General features: G+C 59.2%; 13 protein-coding genes and 1 pseudogene. 7 read left to right on the top strand and 7 right to left on the bottom strand.

Annotated elements, in window-relative coordinates; translation table 11 throughout:
- Positions 1-5 precede the first annotated feature (5 nt).
- Positions 6-1,361, bottom strand: coding sequence for a TolC family outer membrane protein (locus CFBP1590_RS19095; RefSeq protein ID WP_088235743.1), 1,356 nt, complete (start codon positions 1,359-1,361; stop codon positions 6-8).
- A 418-nt stretch (positions 1,362-1,779) separates the two neighbouring features.
- Between CFBP1590_RS19095 and CFBP1590_RS19090 the strand changes: the two genes are divergently transcribed.
- On the top strand, positions 1,780-5,031 hold the full coding sequence (locus CFBP1590_RS19090; protein WP_088235742.1) for a retention module-containing protein: 3,252 nt from the start codon (positions 1,780-1,782) through the stop codon (positions 5,029-5,031).
- A gap of 231 nt (positions 5,032-5,262) precedes the next feature.
- Here CFBP1590_RS19090 and CFBP1590_RS19085 read toward each other — a convergent pair whose 3' ends face one another.
- On the bottom strand, positions 5,263-5,664 hold the full coding sequence (locus CFBP1590_RS19085) for a YbaN family protein (protein ID WP_029241579.1): 402 nt from the start codon (positions 5,662-5,664) through the stop codon (positions 5,263-5,265).
- Positions 5,665-5,674: 10 nt separating this feature from the next.
- A complete protein-coding gene (locus CFBP1590_RS19080) occupies positions 5,675-6,262 on the bottom strand; it encodes a UPF0149 family protein (protein ID WP_088236438.1) in 588 nt (195 codons plus the stop codon).
- 176 nt (positions 6,263-6,438) lie between these two features.
- Here CFBP1590_RS19080 and recQ point away from each other — a divergent pair, with 176 nt between their 5' ends.
- The 3 genes from recQ to CFBP1590_RS19065 all read left to right on the top strand — a co-directional run bounded on the left by recQ (position 6,439) and on the right by CFBP1590_RS19065 (position 11,374).
- The gene (gene recQ, locus CFBP1590_RS19075) at positions 6,439-8,568 is read left to right on the top strand and encodes a DNA helicase RecQ (protein WP_088235741.1); all 2,130 of its coding nucleotides are present in this window, start codon (positions 6,439-6,441) and stop codon (positions 8,566-8,568) included.
- A gap of 92 nt (positions 8,569-8,660) precedes the next feature.
- The gene (locus tag CFBP1590_RS19070) at positions 8,661-9,095 is read left to right on the top strand and encodes a MarR family transcriptional regulator (RefSeq protein WP_029241577.1); all 435 of its coding nucleotides are present in this window, start codon (positions 8,661-8,663) and stop codon (positions 9,093-9,095) included.
- 95 nt (positions 9,096-9,190) lie between these two features.
- Positions 9,191-11,374: a motility hub landmark protein FimV gene (locus tag CFBP1590_RS19065; protein ID WP_088235740.1), complete on the top strand. Its 2,184-nt coding sequence runs from the start codon at positions 9,191-9,193 to the stop codon at positions 11,372-11,374.
- A 559-nt stretch (positions 11,375-11,933) separates the two neighbouring features.
- Here the strand turns inward: CFBP1590_RS19065 and CFBP1590_RS19060 are convergent.
- Both CFBP1590_RS19060 and CFBP1590_RS19055 read right to left on the bottom strand, forming a co-directional pair.
- A complete protein-coding gene (locus CFBP1590_RS19060) occupies positions 11,934-12,344 on the bottom strand; it encodes a PA2817 family protein (RefSeq protein WP_029241573.1) in 411 nt (136 codons plus the stop codon).
- Between the two features lie 96 nt (positions 12,345-12,440).
- Entirely contained in the window at positions 12,441-14,888 is a 2,448-nt protein-coding gene (locus CFBP1590_RS19055) for an acyl-CoA dehydrogenase (RefSeq protein ID WP_088235739.1), read from the bottom strand.
- 162 nt (positions 14,889-15,050) lie between these two features.
- Between CFBP1590_RS19055 and CFBP1590_RS19050 the strand changes: the two genes are divergently transcribed.
- From CFBP1590_RS19050 to CFBP1590_RS19040, 3 genes are all read left to right on the top strand, one after another.
- A complete protein-coding gene (locus CFBP1590_RS19050; RefSeq protein ID WP_088235738.1) occupies positions 15,051-15,674 on the top strand; it encodes a glutathione S-transferase in 624 nt (207 codons plus the stop codon).
- Between the two features lie 171 nt (positions 15,675-15,845).
- Complete coding sequence (locus tag CFBP1590_RS19045) at positions 15,846-16,778, top strand: ABC transporter ATP-binding protein (protein WP_004884614.1); 933 nt, start codon at positions 15,846-15,848, stop codon at positions 16,776-16,778.
- Entirely contained in the window at positions 16,775-17,563 is a 789-nt protein-coding gene (locus tag CFBP1590_RS19040; RefSeq protein ID WP_004884611.1) for an ABC transporter permease, read from the top strand. Before CFBP1590_RS19045 ends, CFBP1590_RS19040 begins: the two co-directional genes overlap by 4 nt.
- A 45-nt stretch (positions 17,564-17,608) precedes the next feature.
- Here the strand turns inward: CFBP1590_RS19040 and CFBP1590_RS19035 are convergent, their stop codons facing one another.
- Both CFBP1590_RS19035 and CFBP1590_RS19030 read right to left on the bottom strand, forming a co-directional pair.
- On the bottom strand, positions 17,609-18,499 hold the full coding sequence (locus CFBP1590_RS19035; protein WP_088235737.1) for a DUF6708 domain-containing protein: 891 nt from the start codon (positions 18,497-18,499) through the stop codon (positions 17,609-17,611).
- A 236-nt stretch (positions 18,500-18,735) separates the two neighbouring features.
- Positions 18,736-19,639, bottom strand: a pseudogene (locus tag CFBP1590_RS19030) (DUF6708 domain-containing protein).
- Between the last annotated feature and the right edge of the window lie 77 nt (positions 19,640-19,716).

The following is a 19,716-nucleotide window of genomic DNA, read 5'->3' as shown; positions in this document are numbered from 1 at the left end:
TCGGCTTATTTGAGTTCGGGCAGGCGGGCTTCGGTCTGCACCTCGTTCAGCGCCACTGCTTCGGCAGGCAGTACCACACGCTGTTTGCGCAGCAGCTCACCTTCGCTGGCCAGCACCCGGTACATGGCCAGCTCCTCGGTGTAACGCACTTCGGTGTAGCGACGGCTGGCGTTGTAAAGCTCGTTTTCGCTGTCCAGCAGATCCAGCAGGCTGCGCTGGCCCAGCCCGAACTGATCCTGATAAGCCGTGCGCACGCGGGTCGTCGATTCGACGTATTCACGGGCAATCGGTGTCTGCTGACGGGCGTTGCTCATGGCATTCCAGGCCAGCGACATGTTCTCGTTGAGCATGCGCAACGCGTTGTTGCGAATGTCCATTGCCTGACCGGTCTTGTGCGCGTTGGAGCGCATGCGCGCCTTGTCGCGGTTGCCGTTGAACAGGTTGTAATTCATCACCACGGCGGCGCGCCATTCGTTGTCGTGGCCGCGTTCGCCCTGCAAATTGTCGTTGGCCCCGACCGCCAGCTCCGCGTCGAAGCGCGGGTAGAAAGGGGCCTTGGCGATTTCGTACTGTTTTTCGGCCGCCTGGACATCGGCCTGCGCCGACTTCAGATAAGGGTTGTTGAGCAACATGCTTTGCTGCGCAGCACTCAGGCTCAGCGGTACTTCGCCCCTGATCGAGGGTGGCGATTCCAGTTCGTCCGGCAGGCGACCCACGGCGCTCTCGAAGTTGGCTTCAGCGTCCGCCAAGTCCACTTGAGCGGTGTGAAAGTTATTCTGCGCCAGGGCGCGACGTGCCAGCGACTGATCTCGGTCGGCCAGGCTGCCGACGCCTCGCTCGCTGCGCAGATTGATCTGGTCATTGATGCGCAAGTGGGCTTGCAGGTTGTTTTTCGCCAGCGTCAGCAGCTCGCGGCGCTTGAGCACTTCCAGGTACACCTCGACAGCGCGCAACGCCAGGCTCTGCGACGTCCCTTGTACGTAGTAGGCCCGCGAGTTGACCACCGCTTGTGTACGTCCGACTTCGTTCGGCGTGTTGAAACCGTCGAACAACAACTGGCGCAGGCGCAGTTCCGACTGGGTGTAGGTCAGCGCCTCGGTGTTATGCCCATAGAGCGCGCGCGTGCTCGGGCTGTCGTTCTTCTGTCTACCGTAGGCGGCGATGGCATCAACCACTGGCAGATAACCACCCTTGGCCACATTCAGCTCTTCGTCCGCTGACAGGCGTTCATGTTTGCCTGCCTGTACTTCAGGGTGATTGTCGAGCGTGCTTTGAATCGCTTCGGTCAGCGAAATGGCTTGCGCTTGCGCACAGGCCACTGCCAGGACAACAGCACTGTAAAGCGGAGTTAAATCGCGCATGGAGGACTTCTCCGTAAGATGGTTCCTGATCGCCAAAAAAGTGACGATTCGTGTGGTGTCAGCCGTATCAGGCGTGTAACAACACAGCTAAGAACAACTTTGAGAAAACCTCAGACGTTTTTTTCATAGGGGTTATGCCAAAAAAAACTTATGCGGTTTTTCCATTTCGAGCGATGGTTGTTCGCTCGAAAATAGATATTTCAAGCATTTATGGGCGTCAATAGAGGGTTGTCGTCGCACTGACGAAATATTGTCAGGCGTCTATGTGGACAGTTTTCAGCCCTGAGAGCCTCAAGCGCGAGGGATGTCGATATTTTGGCGATTATTATTTTTCAGCACCGAGGCGTTACACGCGTACCGAAGTCGAACGTGTTGCCAGGCAGTGACAGCGCTGATCATTACGACAGTGGAGAAGCCTATGGTGAGCGTCATCGGAACAGTGTGGAGAGTCTCGGGCGATGTGTTTGCAGTGGCGGGCAACGGTTCGAAGAGGCTACTGGTCGTCGGCGATAGGGTGTTCATCGGCGAACAGGTGCAGGCCGGGTCTGACGGGGGTGTCGCTATCCGGCTGGAGAACGGTCGAGAGCTGACCCTGGGTCGTGACAGTCGCGTGCTGCTTGATGCGGCCGTGCTCGACGATCAGGCGCCGCACGTCGAGACCCTAGACCCGCTGACCCCGACACTCGGCATCGTGACCGCCGATGATCACGGGTCTTCGAGTGAGTCTGAAGCCAATGCAGGCGGTGGAGGGCACACGGTCGTCATGCTCAGCGAAACCGGAGGCGAGGTTCTGCCGGTGGTCGGCTTTTACACCGAGGGGTTGGTGATGACACCGATCTTTCCTGAAGGGCGAGACGTCTTTGCACGTGGCGGTGGGGATGCCCCAGCCCTGCCTGATGACGTAATTGCACCTGCTCCTGAGCCGCCCTTCGTCGAGCCGCCGGTCACCGAGCCACCCGTTATAGAACAGCCTGTTACAGAGCCACCTGTTACAGAACCGCCTATCACTGAACCGCCTGTAATCGAACCCCCGTTGCCGCCCACAGAGCCGCCCATAGAGCCACCGGTCGAACCGCCCGTTGAGCCCCCGGTCGATCACTGCGTCAGCGTATCGGGCAGCGAACTGACGCTTCACGAAGCCAACCTATGCGGCGGCTCGGCGCCTGATCCGGCGGCGCTGACCCAGACCGGCAGCTTCATCGTCAGGGCGCCTGACGGTCTGCAGAGTCTGGTGGTCGGCGGCGTAGAGATCGTCAGGGCGGGCGTTGTCATGGACTTCTCCCAGCCTGTGCTGACTGCGCTGGGCAACAGCCTGAGCATCACGGGCTACGACCCGGTCAGTTACCAGGTCAGTTACAGCTATACCTTGCTCAACCCTCTGGCACATCCGGACGGCGAGGGTGCCAATACGCTGGGTGAGACCATTGAGGTAGTGGCCGTCGATCACGATGGAGACGTGGGCACTGGACAGCTGGACATCGTCATTGTCGATGACCAGCCGCTCGCCACCGACATTGCACTGACGGTAACGCCCGTGCCGCAAGACTCGAACCTGCTGCTGATCATCGACAACTCCGACAGCATGAAGGGCGCGAGCGGCGTCGATGGCCTGTCACGGCTGGACCTGGCCAAACAGGCAATCAACCAGTTGCTCGATCAGTACGCCGCCATGGGCGAGGTTCGGGTGCAGATTGTGACTTTCAACAGCCAGGCCGACCTGCCCGGTTCAGTCTGGGTCGACGTGGCGACTGCCCGGGACATCATCAATGCACTGGAGGCTGGCAACGGGACCAACTACGACGCAGCACTGGCGGCTGCACAGCATGGGTTTCTCAGCGCTGGCAGTCTGACGGGCGCGCAGAATCTGGCGTACTTTCTGTCGGACGGCAACCCTACGCTGTCCCCCGAACATTCCGAACCCAACCACCAGCCCGACCCGAGCCAGGGCGACGGCATCGATGCCGGGGAACAGGCGATCTGGACGGCCTTTCTCGATGCTCACGGCATCAAGTCGTTCGCCATCGGTATCGGCAACGACGTCAGCCAGACGTACCTGGACCCTATCGCACACGATGGACAGTCCGGCACCGACATGCGCTCGGTCATCGTTCTGGAGCCGCGTGAACTGAACGCCGTGCTCAGTGGCACGGTTCAGGGCAGCACAGAGGGCAGCCTGCTTGCGGGCGGCACATTCGGTGCCGACGGTGGCTTCGTCAAGGTACTGATGGTCGATGGGCTGGCCTACACCTATGACCGAAGCGGGCAGGGCAGTATGAGCGGTAGTGCGGGGCAGGCCCACTTCGACAGCGCCGTCCGCACGCTGACCCTGACCACCCAGGCGGGCGGCACCCTGGTGGTGAACATGGAGAGCGGTGCGTTCAGTTACACGCCGGGCAGTTCGCGGACGCCTGTTACGGAAAACATCGGTTACGTGCTCAGTGACCATGACGGGGATCTGGCGGGCGCAACGTTGTCGATTCATGTGCGGCCCTGCGCACCGACGTCAGCGCCCGAAGCCGTTGCCGATCACATCATTACCAACATCCTAGCCCCGAGCATCGACGTGCCCGCCGCTGCGTTGCTGGCCAACGATCATTCGCCCAGCGGTGATCCACTGAGCTCGACGCCCACCGTGTTCCACACGGGCTGGCGGGATGCCACTTCAGACTTCTCTTCGCCACGGCTGGCCACGATCCGGTTCTGCGGACAGGAAGATGTACTGGAAAACCGGATCAAGGACCTGCAGCGCTCCGACTTTCACGTCACTCATGCAGCGACGGCCACCGTACTGCTCAGCGGCTATCTGGGTGCCTGGCAGGGTGACACCTTCAATCATCAGGACCTGTACAGCGTTGAGCTGAAGGCGGGTGAAAAGCTGACGGTCGATACCCGGCAGCTTTCCGATCAGGTCGGACTGGCATGGCAGATGGACGATGGCGAATTCCACAGTCTGGCGGCGGACGGTTCGTTCACTGCCAGTGAGGACAGCGTCTATCGGCTGATTCTGATCCACCAGCCCGATCCGGGCGTGCCCAATGAGGGGATGGATTACCAATTGGGCCTGAGCATCGACTACAGTCAGGTTAATACCACCCCAGGTTATCAGGGCAGCTACTCCATCCAGGACGCGCATGGCGGTCAGGACGCTGCGGCGGTCAGCATTGATTACCAACATGGCCCTTTGTTGCTCGGCGCGGATGGCGACGACGTGCTGCTTGCAGCGGGAGGTCATGATTGCCTGAACGGCGGCAACGGCAACGATGTGCTGATCGGCGGGCCGGGCGACGACGTGCTGACAGGCGGTGAAGGGCAGGATCGGTTCATGTGGCTGGCGGGCGACACAGGCCATGATCGGGTGACTGATTTCAACGTCGGTATTGATAGCCTCGACCTGTCACATCTATTGCAGGGCATGGGTGCGAAGGCTGAAACACTGGAGGATTTCCTGCATGTCCGGGTCGACGGTGTCGGCACACAACCGGTTTCGACCCTTGAAGTGGGCATGGATGCGGGTCATCCGAGCCAGAGCATCGAGCTTGAAGGCGTCGACCTCGCCGCGCAATTCGGAGTCACCCCGGGAGCCGGTGGCTGGATTGCCGGAGGTGCAGACACTGCAACCATCATCAACGGCATGCTGGGGGATCATTCGTTGAAGGTGGATGTGGTTTAGCGACTGCCTATGGCAAACACCTGACTGTGGGGGCACTACGTTTTCGATATATTGCTGCCGCGCAGCAAACTTCGTGGGAGCGGACTTGTCCGCGAAAAGGGCTGCACATCCAACGAATATTTATCGGCTGAACCACAGTATTCGCGGACAAGTCCCCCACGTCCAGTGTTTGCTGCGTGACAGCGCGACGTTGAAGGCATGGTGGGTCTTCCACACAATCACCACAGGACTTCAATGCCTGCGCAATGTCTTCTGCCTGAGGATATAAACCGTCACCAGCACTGCACTGACCAGCATGAAGCCACGAGCCCACGGCAGGGGAACGAGGTAGCAGGACAGGCTGATGCTGGCCCACATCGTGCCAATCGCGTAGACCTTGCCCTTGAGAGGAATGCCGCGGCCTTCAAGGTAGTCCTTGATCCACGGGCCGAGCCGCTTGTGATTGACCAGCCAGTGATAGAAACGAGGGGAGCTGCGAGCGAAACACGCGGCAGCCAATAGCAGAAAAGGCGTTGTGGGCAGCACTGGAAGCACAATCCCGACAACGCCCAGCGCAACGCTCAGCCAGCCGATGGCCAGCAGAATATAGCGCACCGGCCGGTGACGGCTGGTGCGCGCTGACTCCTGCGCCATAGGCGCGGACTCAGTGGTGACGGGGTTTGAGAATTGCCGGTTTCTCGTCCGGAGCCTGGCACAGCAGGTACAGCGCCGTGAGGGCTTCCGGAATCTGCACGATCATGTCGTCCATCAGGTTGGCGTCCTGAGCGATATCGGAGAACTCCGGTTGCTCGTCGAACAGACCCGAACCGACCATGATCGGCAGCAGCATTTCGCTGACTTCGTCTTCGGCGCTTTCGAACCACGCATTTTCACGCAGGAACACGCCTTCCATGAAGCCGATGCACCAGCCGCGCAGATCCGAATCATCCGGGTCGTCGCCCAGATCCAGATCGCACGGCAGTTCGAACTCTTCGTCCGACGCCAGCTGGCGGGCGATATGGGCCTGCAATGCAATCAGAGTGGCTTCGATCTCTACCTGCTGAGCGTCGCTTGCGTAGTGTGGCGGCTCGGAGAACAGAGCATCGATCCACTCGCGCTCCGGCACTTGTTCGGAACAGATAGAAAGGGCGGTCAGGTAGCCATGAGCGGCCACGTAGTCCAGTGCTTCTTCGTGCAGTTCATCTGCATCGAGGAAGACTTGCAGGCGGGTTAGTTGCTCAGCGAAGGACATGGACGCACTACCTTGGAAATAAACGATGCTGAATTCTAGGCCCTGAGCGCCTGTGGCGCCAGCGCGGCGGCCCATTGCAGTTAATTTCGACCACTCATGTCCCAGTCATCCATTGCCTGTGAGCGCTCGGGTATACTCCCCCGTTTTGCAGTGCAGCAGGACAATCTGGGGTTTTTATGCTCGAACAGGCACAACGCGTACTTAAAGACATCTTCGGCTATGACAGCTTCCGTGGTCGCCAGGGTGCCATTATCGAACGTGTAGCCAACGGCGGCGATGCACTGGTGCTGATGCCGACCGGCGGCGGCAAGTCCCTGTGTTTCCAGGTTCCCGGCTTGTTGCGAGACGGCCTGTGTGTGGTGGTTTCGCCGCTTATCGCACTGATGGACGATCAGGTGGCGACCCTCGAAGAACTGGGTGTTTCTGCCGCTGCGCTCAACTCCACACTCAGTGCCGAACAGCAGCGCGACCTGGCCAACCGGATTCGTCAGGGCGAAGTCAAAATGCTTTACCTGGCACCGGAGCGCCTCGTTCAACCGCGCATGCTGTCCTTTCTGCAAAACCTCGATATCGCACTGTTCGCCATCGATGAAGCGCACTGTGTTTCTCAATGGGGACATGACTTCCGCCCGGAATACCTGCAACTGGGTCAACTGGCCGAACTGTTTCCCAATGTGCCGCGCATCGCCCTGACGGCCACCGCCGACAAGCGGACACGTGAAGAAATCGTCACGCGTCTGCACCTGCAGAATGCCGAACGGTTTCTGTCCAGTTTCGACCGCCCCAACATCTTCTATCGCATCGTGCCCAAGGAATCGCCACGCAAGCAATTGCTGGCGTTTCTGTCCGAGCGTCGCAGCGATGCAGGGATCGTCTATTGCCTGTCACGCAAGAAAGTCGACGAGGTCGCGGTGTTCCTCAGCGACAACGGCTACCCGGCGCTGCCGTATCACGCAGGGCTGCCTTCCGAAACCCGTGCCGCCAATCAGAAGCGCTTCCTTAATGAAGAAGGCCTGATTATGGTCGCGACCATCGCGTTCGGCATGGGAATCGACAAGCCCAACGTCCGTTTCGTCGCACACATGGACCTGCCCAAGTCGCTGGAAGCCTACTACCAGGAAACCGGCCGGGCAGGGCGTGACGGTCTGCCTGCGGATGCCTGGATGGCCTACGGTCTGCAGGACGTGCTGATGCTCAAGCAGATGCTGCAGAACTCCGAAGGTGATGAGCGACACAAGCGGCTCGAACACCACAAGCTCGATGCGATGCTGGCGCTGTGCGAAGAAACCCGCTGCCGTCGCCAGACGTTGCTCGCCTATTTCGATGAAGACATGCCCAACCCCTGCGGCCATTGCGACAACTGTGTCGATGGCGTGCAGACCTGGGACGCTACCGAGCCTGCGCGTCAGGCGCTTTCGGCCATTTATCGCACCGGCCAGCGCTATGGCGTGGGGCACCTGGTGGACGTCCTGCTCGGCAAGTCCAATGACAAGGTCGAAAGCTTCGGCCATCAGCACCTGTCGGTGTTCGGCATCGGCAAGGCACGCTCCGAGGGTGAATGGCGCTCGTTGTTCCGGCAACTGGTCGCGCGGGGTCTGGCGGACATCGATCTGGAAGGCTATGGCGGACTGCGTCTGAGTGACACCTGCCGTCCGCTGCTGCGCGGCGAAGTCACGCTGGAACTGCGTCGTGATCTCAAGCCGCAGACCACCGCCAAGAGCCATTCCGGCAGCCCGGCCAGTCAACTGGTGCGAGGCGAGGAGCGCGAGCAGTGGGAGGCCCTGCGCACGCTGCGCCGCAAGCTGGCCGAAGAGCACGCGGTACCGCCTTACGTCATCTTCCCGGATTCGACCCTGCTGGAAATGCTGCGCAGCAAACCCGGTTCTATGGCTGAAATGGCCAAGGTCGGTGGCGTCGGCGCGCGCAAGCTGGAGCGCTACGGCGAGGCGTTTCTGGAAGTGCTCAGCGGCAAGGCCGAAGCGCCACGGGTGGTCACCGACCTGCGTCATGAACTGATCAGTCTGGCGCACGCTGGCATGACACCGGCGCAGATTGCCGGCCAGTTGCAGTGCTCGGAAAAGAATGTCTACACCCTGCTGGCCGAAGCCATCGGCAAACAGCAATTGTCCGTCGAACAGGCACTGGATCTGCCCGAAGACTTGCTGGGCGAGATTCAGGATGCGTTCCTGGATGGGGAAGGTGAACTGCCTCCGGTTTCTTCAGTGATCGAACAATTCACTGGGCGTGTTCCCGAAGGTGTGCTGTATTGCGTGCGCGCCGCCCTGCAATCCGAATTCGAGATGTAGGAACCTGCGACGAGACGCCACGGTGGGGTGCTTGCCTGATTGCAAGGAGCATGCTTAGCTCGCTAATAGTTAGTTTTGATCACGAGTGCTCTATGCCATTGACTGATGAACATCGTTTCGGGATGCAACTCGCACAGATTTCCCGTGGCTGGCGGGCCGAACTGGATCGTCGTCTGGCCGGTATGGGCCTTTCTCAGGCTCGCTGGCTGGTGCTCCTGCACCTTGCCCGCTTCGGTGAGGCGCCCACCCAGCGTGAGCTGGCCCAGAGTGTTGGCGTCGAAGGGCCGACCCTTGCGCGATTGCTCGACAGCCTTGAAGGCCAGGGACTGGTGCAGCGTCAGGCAGTGCTTGAGGACCGTCGGGCCAAGAAAATCGTGCTGTGCGACACTGCTCTGCCATTGATCGAACAGATCGAAACCATTGCCAATGTTTTACGGATCGAACTCTTCGAGGGTGTGGATGACGAAGACCTGCGGGTGTGCGTACGCGTGCACTCGCGAATTCTGGCCAATCTCGAAAGATCCTGAGACGAGTCTGCGAGTTCTCCCCCATACTCTTGCCACGGATAGTGAAGTTCATCGGGATAGGTGAGAAGCCTGCTGTGGTTTCCATAAGGGTTAGCATGCTGAAGAGTTCTCAGGCGAGTACGGGTCGCACCGTCGGTCATGGTTTTTACGCGCGCCTGATGGCGGCGTCTGTCGTAGCGTCGACGCTGGTTTATTCGTCGCTGGCGTCCGCGTTGGGGCTGGGTGAAATAACCCTGCACTCGGCGCTCAATCAGCCGTTGAATGCCGAAATTGCGCTATTGGAAACCGATGGCCTGAGCTCTGACGATGTGGTGGCCAGGCTGGCCTCGCCGGAGGCATTCGCCAAGGCAGGCGTCGAGCGCGTGTTCTTCCTGAACGATCTGCGTTTCACCCCTGTTCTGAACGGTGGGCGCGGCGTGATCCGGGTGGTTTCGCACAAACCGGTCACTGAACCTTACTTGAGTTTTCTGGTGCAGCTGTCCCGCCCCAATGGCGATCTGCTGCACGAATACACCGTCCTGCTCGATCCTGCCACGTCGCCCGAAGGCGTCGCGGCAACCCGCAGTCGCAATACGCAGCGCACAGCACAGTCGGCGGCTCCCGAGTCGCGCATGCCGGTCGCGCCGCCTGCCGCTGTCAAAGGCAAACACTACAAGGTGGTCAGCGGCGATACCCTGAATGCCATTGCCGCCCGTGTTCAGGGCCAGGGCAGCAAGGTCTCGACCACCCAGATGGCCGATGGCATACGGCTGCTCAATCCTCAGGTATTCGCCCAAGGGGCAGGCCTCAAGCCTGGGCAGGACTTGTTACTGCCTGATTCGGCGGTGCTGCCCACAACCAGCCCTTCGGCAGCCAGTCCTGCAGCGCCATCCGTTCAACCTGCCGAAGTCCGGGAGGCGGCCGAGCAGATGGCGACGGCCGCCATCGAAACCCAGCAACTGACCAAAGCGCTTGAAGAACTCAAGGCGCAGACCGCCGATCTGCAGGACCAGCTGGTTGGCAAGGACAAGCAGATCACCGCGCTTCGAACCGATCTCGTGCAGGCTCAGTCCGGCGCCAGCAAGGTGTCGACACCGCCACCGGCGGTCGTGCCTGTTCAACAGCCTGTCGTGGCGTCGGCTCCCAGCGAACCGTTCCTCAGCATTCCAGTGCTGTTGGCCGGTCTGTTGATCATCCTGCTGCTCCTGGCATTTGCCTATAACAGAAGACGGCAGCAACGCACTCCGAGCGTGACCCCGGCCGTTACGCCTGACGAGCCGCTGATCAAACCTGCTCAGGCCGCGGTTCTCCCGGTCTTCGAAGTGCCTGCGGTCGCGCCACAGCCGGTGGTCGCACCTGTCGCCGCACCCGCGGTCAAGGCCTCGTCTTCACAACGCATGGCGGGCGCTGCCCCCGATGCGCTGGACGGCGTCAGCATCTACATTGCCTACGGGCGCTTCAGCGAAGCGATCGGCATCCTGCGCAATGCGCTTGAAAAACAGCCGGAACGTGAAGACATTCGTATCAGGCTGCTCGAATTGCTGGCCGAGCAGGGCGACAGTACCGGTTTTGCTGCCGAGGAACAGTCGGCGTTGAACCACGGCGTGACCCCGCAAGCCATTCAGGACATTCGTGAGCGTTATCCGCAGCTCAAGACGCGTGAGGCACTCGCTGCCTCCACAGCGTTGACGGCCGCTGCTGTCGGGGCTGTTTCGCTGGCCAAGAGCGGGCCTGAGTTCAACGCTGCGGCTGCGCCCGATCCTGTTTCAGAACAGGAGCAGCCTGCCATCACGCAGTTGGATGAAACCACGGCAGCAGCGCTGAATCCCGAGCCGTCAGACGAATTCCAGCTGAATCTGGACGAGTTGTCGATGGACGCTGACTGGGATCTGGTTGATCCGTTCGACGCACCGCCTGCCCGCACCAAACCCGCCGATCGGCCTGAAGTAGATCCGGGGTTTTCATCAGATCTGAATCAATTGCCGGAAGTATTCGAGCTGTCTGACGAGCAATTCCTCAGCGACTTCTCGGATTCGGATGCCGTAGAACCCATCGAAGTGATTGCGCCGTCCGCTGCAGACGATTTGAGTGATGACTTCCTCGACAGCTTCATGAGTGACGATTCGGACTTCGACCTGCTGGATCTGGAGGAGCCACCGTTGAGCCAGATCAATCAGGCTCAAGTGTTGATCGACGACGGGGATATCGAGTCGGCCCGTGAAATCCTGTTGCAGGTAATTGCCGAGTCTGACGAAGAGCATCAGCGTCTGGCGCGAGAACTGTTGGCGGGGATCAGTTGAGAGACTGTGTCGCGCTTTGCGCACGACGCTCACACTGATCGTGCACAACACTGATGATCGTGCCCATCGCTCCGCGTGGGCATGCCTCCCGTGACGCTCCGCGTCACAAATGGCACAGATTGTGGATTCAGTTAGCCGAGCGCATGGCTCAAGTCACCTTTTCGCCCCTCGGCGACGTACTTTGACGGGGCAAAGTACGCAAACCCCCGTGCTCCGGTTCCGGCCCCGGCTTCGCCGGGGTTCCTTCGTCCTGACACTGATTCGGGGGTCGCTGCAAATGGGCCATCCATGGCCCAGTGCAGCTCAATCGGCATCCATGCCGATTGCCCCCCGAATCAGCGCCAGGACTCAGCCTTCACCCACGTCGCGATCTGCGGTGTCCATGCCATCGCGGCTACAAAAACACGTCAGTGCCGCTGTCTCTCCGGATAGCCAGATGGCTTGTGCATAACGATGAGCGCTCCAGCGTGGGCATGCCGCGCGTGACGCTCTGCGTCACAAATGGCGCAGACTGCGGATTCGCGATTGGCGGTGTTTACCATCGCGTTGGAAAAGCATGTTAGTGCTTGCTGCCCTGGGTCGACATCGCCAGCAGCTGTTTCTCCTGATTCCAGTCGAACGGTTCGTCATTCTGCTCGGCTTCGTACCGGCGCTCTTCGAGGGCCTGATACAGGTCGATTTCATCGTCGGGCATGAAGTGCAGGCAGTCACCGGCAAAGAACCACAGCAGGTCGCGCGGCACCAGATGGGCGATCTGCGGGTAGCGCTGGATGACCTGACACAGAATGTCCTGGCCCAGGTACTGGCTTTCGATAGGGTCCTGCGGCAATTGCTCGACCAGTTCGTCGAAGCGCTCCATGAACAGTGCATGGCTTTCTTCTGGAACCTGCTCGGCCTCGCCCAGCGCGACCAGAATACTGCGCAGGTGCGCAAGCAGACCGAGATGGTGGTCGAGAGTGGCGTCGGCCATGATGTAATCCTCAAATGCAAAAACAGGCGCGAGAGTATAAAGCTCTGCGCGCCTGTTTTGTGGATCAACTGACCTGCGAGGGTCAGGTCGGGTCAATCAGCGGATCTTGCCCGGTGTGTGCGTCAGCTCTTCCTTGTCGAAATCATCTACGTCTATCACCTTGCGACGCGCCGCTTCAGCGTTTTTCAGCGTCTGCGCCTCATCAGCCTGCAGCACCCCGAGACGCAACGCGGCGTCGATGAGCGGCTCGCCGGCTTCTGGCAGAACCTGCCCGCCCTTGACGGCAACCTGCAGCTTCTTGTGCAGCGGATACGCGGCACTCAGCAGGTCGCTGGCATGTTGCAGCGCGCCGACCGGATCTTCGGCCGATTGCGGGCGGTAGCAGCCTGCAAGCAGCTCTTCCAGCGTCGGATCGCCCTTGGCACGACCCAGTACCTGAGCCACTTCGGCGTCGAGCCTGTCCGAAGGGCCTTTGTGGCGACGGCCGAACGGGAAGACGATGACCCGCAGCAGACCACCCAGGATGCGGTTCGGGAAGTTGCTCAGGATCTCGTCCATCGCGCGTTCCGAATGTCCCAGGCTTTCTTCCATGGCCCAGCGGAACAACGGGCTCATATGGTCCGGCGAACCCAGATCGTGGTAACGCTTGAGGGACGCGGAAGCCAGATACAGATGGCTGAGCACATCGCCCAGGCGGGCCGACAGGCGCTCGCGGCGTTTCAGCTCGCCACCCAGCAGCATCATGCTCAAGTCCGCCAACATGGCGAAGGCTGCGGCCTGACGGTTCAGCGCTCTGAAATAGCCTTGGCTCAGGCTGTCGCCCGGCGCACGCTCGAAGTGTCCGAAGCCCAGATTGAGAATCAACGTACTGGCCGCATTGCTGACCGCAAAGCCGATGTGCTTGAGCAACAGGGTGTCGAACTCGGCCAGTGCATTGTCGTGGTCGGTGCGCCCGGCCAATGCCATTTCCTTGAGCACGAACGGATGGCAGCGAATCGCGCCCTGACCGAAGATCATCAGGTTGCGCGAGAGAATGTTGGCTCCCTCGACGGTGATGAAGATCGGCGCACCTTGCCAGTTGCGACCCAGATAGTTGTTCGGGCCCATGATGATGCCCTTGCCGCCATGCACGTCCATGGCGTGGCCGATGCACTCGCGGCCGCGCTCGGTCAGGTGGTATTTGAGGATCGCCGACAGGACCGACGGTTTTTCGCCCAGATCCACGGCATTGGCGGTGAGCATCCGCGCACTGTCCATCAGCCAGGCGTTGCCACCGATGCGCGCCAGCGCTTCCTGAATACCTTCGAATGCCGACAGAGGTACGTTGAACTGCTCTCGCACCTTGGCGTACTGACCGGTCACCAGACTGGTGTATTTGGCCGCGCCAGTGCCGACTGCGGGCAGCGAGATCGAGCGACCCACCGACAGGCAGTTCATCAGCATCATCCAGCCCTTGCCCAGCATGGGCTGACCGCCTATCAGGTAGCTCAACGGGATGAACACATCCTTGCCGGAATTGGGGCCGTTCATGAACGCGGCACCCAGTGGCACGTGACGACGACCGATCTCGACGCCCGGTGTGTCGGTCGGAATCAGCGCCAGACTGATGCCCAGGTCTTCTTCCTCGCCCAACAGGTGCTCGGGGTCGTAGGCCTTGAACGCCAGGCCGAGCAGGGTCGCGACCGGACCCAGTGTGATGTAGCGCTTTTCCCAGGTCAGGCGCAGACCAATGACTTCTTCGCCTTGCCAGTCACCCTTGCAGATAATGCCGGTGTCCGGCATCGCGCCCGCATCGGAACCTGCCAGCGGGCCGGTCAGGGCGAAGCAGGGGATGTCATCGCCACGCGCCAGGCGGGGCAGGTAGTGATTGCGCTGTTCGTCGGTGCCGTAATGGAGCAACAGTTCGGCAGGGCCGAGGGAATTGGGGACCATCACGGTCGAAGCCAGGTCGCCGCTGCGGGTCGCCAGTTTCATGGCGATCTGCGAATGGGCGTAGGCCGAGAAGCCTTTGCCGCCGAATTCTTTCGGGATGATCAGCGCAAAGAAGCCGTGCTGCTTGATGTGCTCCCAGGCTTGCGGCGGCAGGTCCATGGCCTGACCGATTTCCCAGTCGCTGACCATCGCGCACAATTCTTCGGTCGGGCCGTCGATGAACGCCTGCTCTTCTTCAGTCAGCTGGACTTTCGGATAAGCGAGCAATTTGTCCCAGTCGGGACGGCCGCTGAACAGTTCGCCATCCCACCAGACCGTACCCGCGTCGATGGCGTCACGCTCGGTTTCGGACATCGGTGGCAGGACTTTCCTGAACCAGCTGAACATTGGCGCGGTGAAGTGTTTGCGGCGCAGGTCGGGCAGGATCATCGGTATGAAGATCGCCAGCCACAGTATCCAGAAAATCGTCAACAGCCAGCCTGGAGCGTGGCTGAAAATGCCCATCGCCAGCAGGTAGACCGCCACTACGCCCAGCGCGGGCAGCGGGTCGGTACGTCGGTGCGCCAGCCAGGCAATGCCCACGACCAGCACAACAATCCACAACAGCAGCATACGTATTCCTCCGTGATGAACGCTGCGTTCGCAACGCTCAAGAACTGGTCGCCAGGCAGTGGTGGGGCGACATCGATAGTGACCCTGTCCTGACAAGGAAGTTGCCAGCGGATCGGGTAGACTGAGCAGTCAGTTTTTCACAGCCACTGCGAGGGGAACGCAATGCTCAAGATATGGGGTCGGAAGAATTCAAGCAACGTGCGCAAGGCACTCTGGATTGCCGAAGAAGTCGGCGTGCCGTACGAGACCCAGGACGCCGGTGGCGCGTTCGGACTGGTCAATGAAGCGGCGTACCGCAGCAAGAACCCCAACGGCCGTATACCCATGATCGAAGACGGCGATTTCGTGCTCTGGGAATCCAACGCTATCGTGCGTTACCTGGCCGCCCGTCATGCTCCGGATTCCGATCTTTACCCCGCAGATCTGCAGGCCAGGGCCCTGGCAGACAAATGGATGGACTGGACCACTTCGACCATCGCTGCGCCATTTAGTCCGGTATTCTGGGGCGTAGTGCGCACGCCGGCTGACAAGCAGGACTGGAACGCCATCAACAAAGGCATCACTCATCTTCACAGCCTGCTGCTGGTCGCAGACGAAACCTTGTCCCGCCAGCCCTACCTGTCGGGTCAGGCGTTCGGCATGGGCGACATCCCGCTGGGCTGCTTCGCCTACGCCTGGTTTGAAATGCCGATTGAACGTCCGCCGCTGCCTCACCTCAAAGCCTGGTATGAACGCCTCAAGACGCGTCCGGCGTACCGCAAGGCCGTCATGAGTCCGTTGACCTGATTGTCAGCTTTTCGCCGCAAGCCTTCTGGCACTTCGATATTTACTATTAACAAATGTGTCTGTACTTGAATGGCCCGGCCAAGCACCATTGCGTGATCGGGCTGAAGTGACGCATTCAGTTGCTTTCAGCCCACCCCTTTCTTTCTATTCTGATTTGGTACCTTTTCCGATATGTCTTCTGCTCTGTCCATCCGGCAGCTAACCAAAACCTACGGCAACGGTTTCCAGGCCCTGAGTGGTATCGACCTGGACGTCGCCGAAGGTGATTTCTTCGCCTTGCTCGGCCCCAACGGCGCTGGCAAATCCACCACCATCGGCATCATCTCGACGCTGGTCAACAAGACCAGCGGCACGGTGAACATCTTCGGCCATGACCTGGACCGCGAGCCTGCTGCGCTCAAACGCTGCATCGGTGTCGTGCCGCAGGAATTCAATTTCAACCAGTTCGAGAAAACCTTCGACATCGTCGTGACCCAGGCTGGCTACTACGGCATTCCGGCGAAGATCGCCAAGGAACGCGCCGAGCAGTACCTGACCCAGCTGGGTCTGTGGGACAAGCGCGACGTGCCTTCGCGTTCGCTGTCCGGCGGCATGAAGCGTCGTCTGATGATAGCCCGTGCGCTGATTCACGAGCCGCGCCTGCTGATCCTCGACGAGCCGACTGCCGGTGTGGACATCGAATTGCGCCGCTCCATGTGGACGTTCCTGACCGAACTGAACCGCAAGGGCATCACCATCATCCTGACCACGCACTATCTGGAAGAGGCCGAGCAGCTGTGCCGCAACATCGGCATCATCGACCACGGCACGATTGTGCAGAACACCAGCATGAAGCAACTGCTCAGCACCCTGACCGTCGAGACGTTCCTGCTCGACCTCAAGGCGACCTGGCAGACCGCGCCACAGTTGCCGGGCTTCCCCAGCCGTCTGCTCGACAGCCATACGCTGGAAGTGCAGGTCGACAAGAACGTGGGCATCACCGCGCTGTTCAGCCAACTGGCTGCACAGAACATTGAAGTGCTGAGCCTGCGCAATAAATCCAATCGCCTTGAGGAGTTGTTCGTGTCTCTGGTGGAAAAAAACCTGGCGAAGGTGGCGCTATGACTGCTCAGACCGGCGAGCTGCGCCCCAATCTGGTTGCCCTGAAAACCATCGTGTTCCGTGAAGTACACCGTTTCATGCGGATCTGGCCGCAGACCCTGCTGCCGCCTGCGATCACCATGGTCCTGTACTTCGTCATCTTCGGTAACCTGATCGGTCGCCAGATCGGTGACATGGGCGGCTTCACCTACATGCAGTACATCGTGCCGGGGCTGATCATGATGTCGGTGATCACCAACTCCTACGGCAACGTGGTCTCGAGCTTCTTCGGTGCCAAGTTCCAGCACTCGATCGAAGAACTGATGGTGTCGCCGGTATCACCGCACACCATTCTGGTCGGTTACACGTTGGGCGGCGTGCTGCGCGGTCTTATGGTGGGTTTCATCGTGACCATGCTGTCGATGTTCTTCACCGACCTGCAGGTTCACCACCTCGGCGTGACCATCGTGGTGGTCGTACTGACCGCAACCATCTTCTCGCTGCTGGGCTTCATCAACGCTGTCTTCGCACGCAACTTCGACGACATCTCGATCATCCCGACCTTCGTGCTGACGCCGTTGACCTACCTCGGTGGCGTGTTTTACTCAATCAACCTGCTGCCGCCGTTCTGGCAGACCGTGTCGCTGGCCAACCCTGTCCTGCACATGGTCAACGCCTTCCGTTACGGCATCCTCGGTGTTTCCGACATCAAGATCAGCATCGCCCTGGCGTTCATGATCGTCGCCACCTTCGTGCTGTACTTCGGTTGCGCACGGTTGCTGGTGAGCGGGCGTGGTATGCGTCAGTAGGTGCTTTAGTGTTGACCCGCGACGCCTGGCGTCGCGGATTATTTATCAACCCGACTTCAGATCATGTATCGCCAATGCCGCTTCCAAATCAGGGGAGCGCTTTGCCCATCGTTCAGGTGGTAGCGGTCTGGACCAGTCGATGATATCGGGATGTATCAGATCGGGCGCAGGACAAAGCTTCATATTCTGCAGCTTTTCGGCCAGATAAGTGCCCAGTATGGAGATGAAAAACACGCCGTGCATGACATCCAGCAAATCGCCCTTGCGCAAACTGGTCATGATTGAGCCGATTTGTGTTTCCTCATAGGGCGCTGATCCAACACGACATGCTGGAATGGCATCTGGCCCGATTTCCATATAACCGCGAACGCACTCCCAAAGCGCCATGGCGGTTTCACCTCCGCCGCAATTGAAGCCCATGGTGAAATACCTGTCCTTTTCTTCCACCTGCGATTCAGGATTTTCAAACCCGATAAATAGTAGGCCTTGAGAGACGCGGCCCCCCTGACTGATGCTTGAGTGCTGAGTGGCAGCGGCGATCACTGATTCCCATGGCACTATCCAGTAGTGGTTATCATCGCGAGGCACACAGACTTCTCGGCGCTGACGATTGAAGCGGACGGGAGGAGGAGTAGGGCGCAGCAGACCGTGGAGTAGCATCAGGGTGGGGATGCCAATGATGATTCCGCCTAGCCAGAGCAAGTCTGAATCTTTTAAACCGTAGGCGAGACTTAGGAACATGAGGGTCATGGGCCATATCACCATCACTGCCGACCCCACGTTGTAACAACCGATATCCAGAAAGACTTCATTTTTTTGCCAGATGATGTTGAGCGAGTCGACCGGCGTTCTACCTGTTGGCAAGGGCAGTGGTGCTAAATAATCGTTTTTCGAGAATGGTTTTTTTTGGGAAGTGCCGTGAGGGCGAGGGTTCATTGTTTTGCTCCGCGCAAAAAATATAGAGTGCTCTTGTTCTCTCGTTTTATTTGCTGAGCAACGGATTACCTATCGGATAGCTGCTGTTGCTTCAACCTGACTTCGTATGTGTTCAATATGATGCCCCAAATTTCTAGCCGTATTTCGGTTGCACATGGTTGCGAGTGAACGGAAGTGGTATGCACCAGTAGGTACTGCAGTGTTGAACCTCGACGCTTGGCGTCGCGGATTATTTATCAACCCGGCTTCAGATCATGTATCGCCAATGCCGCTTCCAGATCAGGGGAGCGCTTTGCCCACTGTTCAGGTGGTAGCGGTCTGGACCATTCGATAATATCGGGATGTATCAGATCGGGCGCAGGACAAAGCTTCATATCCTGCAGCTTTTCGGCCAGATAAGTGCCCAGTATGGCGATGAAAAACACGCCGTGCATGACATCCAGCAAATCGCCCTTGCGTAAACTGGTCATGATTGAGCCGATTTGTGTTTCCTCATAGGGCGCTGATCCAACACGACATGCTGGAATGGCATCTGGCCCGATTTCCATATAACTGCGAACGCACTCCCAAAGCGCCATGGCGGTTTCACCTCCGCCGCAATTGAAGCCCATGGTGAAATACCTGTCCTTTTCTTCCACCTGCGATTCAGGATTTTCAAACCCGATAAATAGTAGGCCTTGAGAGACGCGGCCCCCCTGACTGATGCTTGAGTGCTGAGTGGCAGCGGCGATCACTGATTCCCATGGCACTATCCAGTAGTGGTTATCATCGCGAGGCACACATACCTCTCGGCGCTGGCGATTGAAGCGGATGGGGGGAGGAGTAGGGCGCAGCAGACCGTGGAGTAGCATCAGGGTGGGGATGCCAATGATGAGACTTGCGCAAAATATGAATATAGGCCACTCATCGTCATTCCATGAGTAATAGCCCATAATGGTAAACATTATCAGCATTGGCCATATCACCATTACTGCCGACCCCACGTTGTAACAACCGATATCCAGAAAGGCTTCATTTTTTTGCCAGATAATGTTTGGCGAGTCGACTGGTGTTTTACCTGTGGGCAATGGCAATGGTGCCAAATAATCGTTTTTTGAAAACAGTTTTTTTCTCCGGTGTGCCAGCAATATTAGGGCTCATTGTGTTGCTCCGCGCAAAAAATCACAGAACGTTCTTGCTCGCTTGACGCTATGTGATGAGTTTATGCTGAGCAGCGG

This window comes from Pseudomonas viridiflava (genome assembly GCF_900184295.1).
Taxonomy (GTDB): domain Bacteria; phylum Pseudomonadota; class Gammaproteobacteria; order Pseudomonadales; family Pseudomonadaceae; genus Aquipseudomonas; species Aquipseudomonas viridiflava.
The sequence above is the reverse complement of the archived record's forward strand: the minus strand, read 5'-3'. Positions and strand labels throughout refer to the sequence as shown.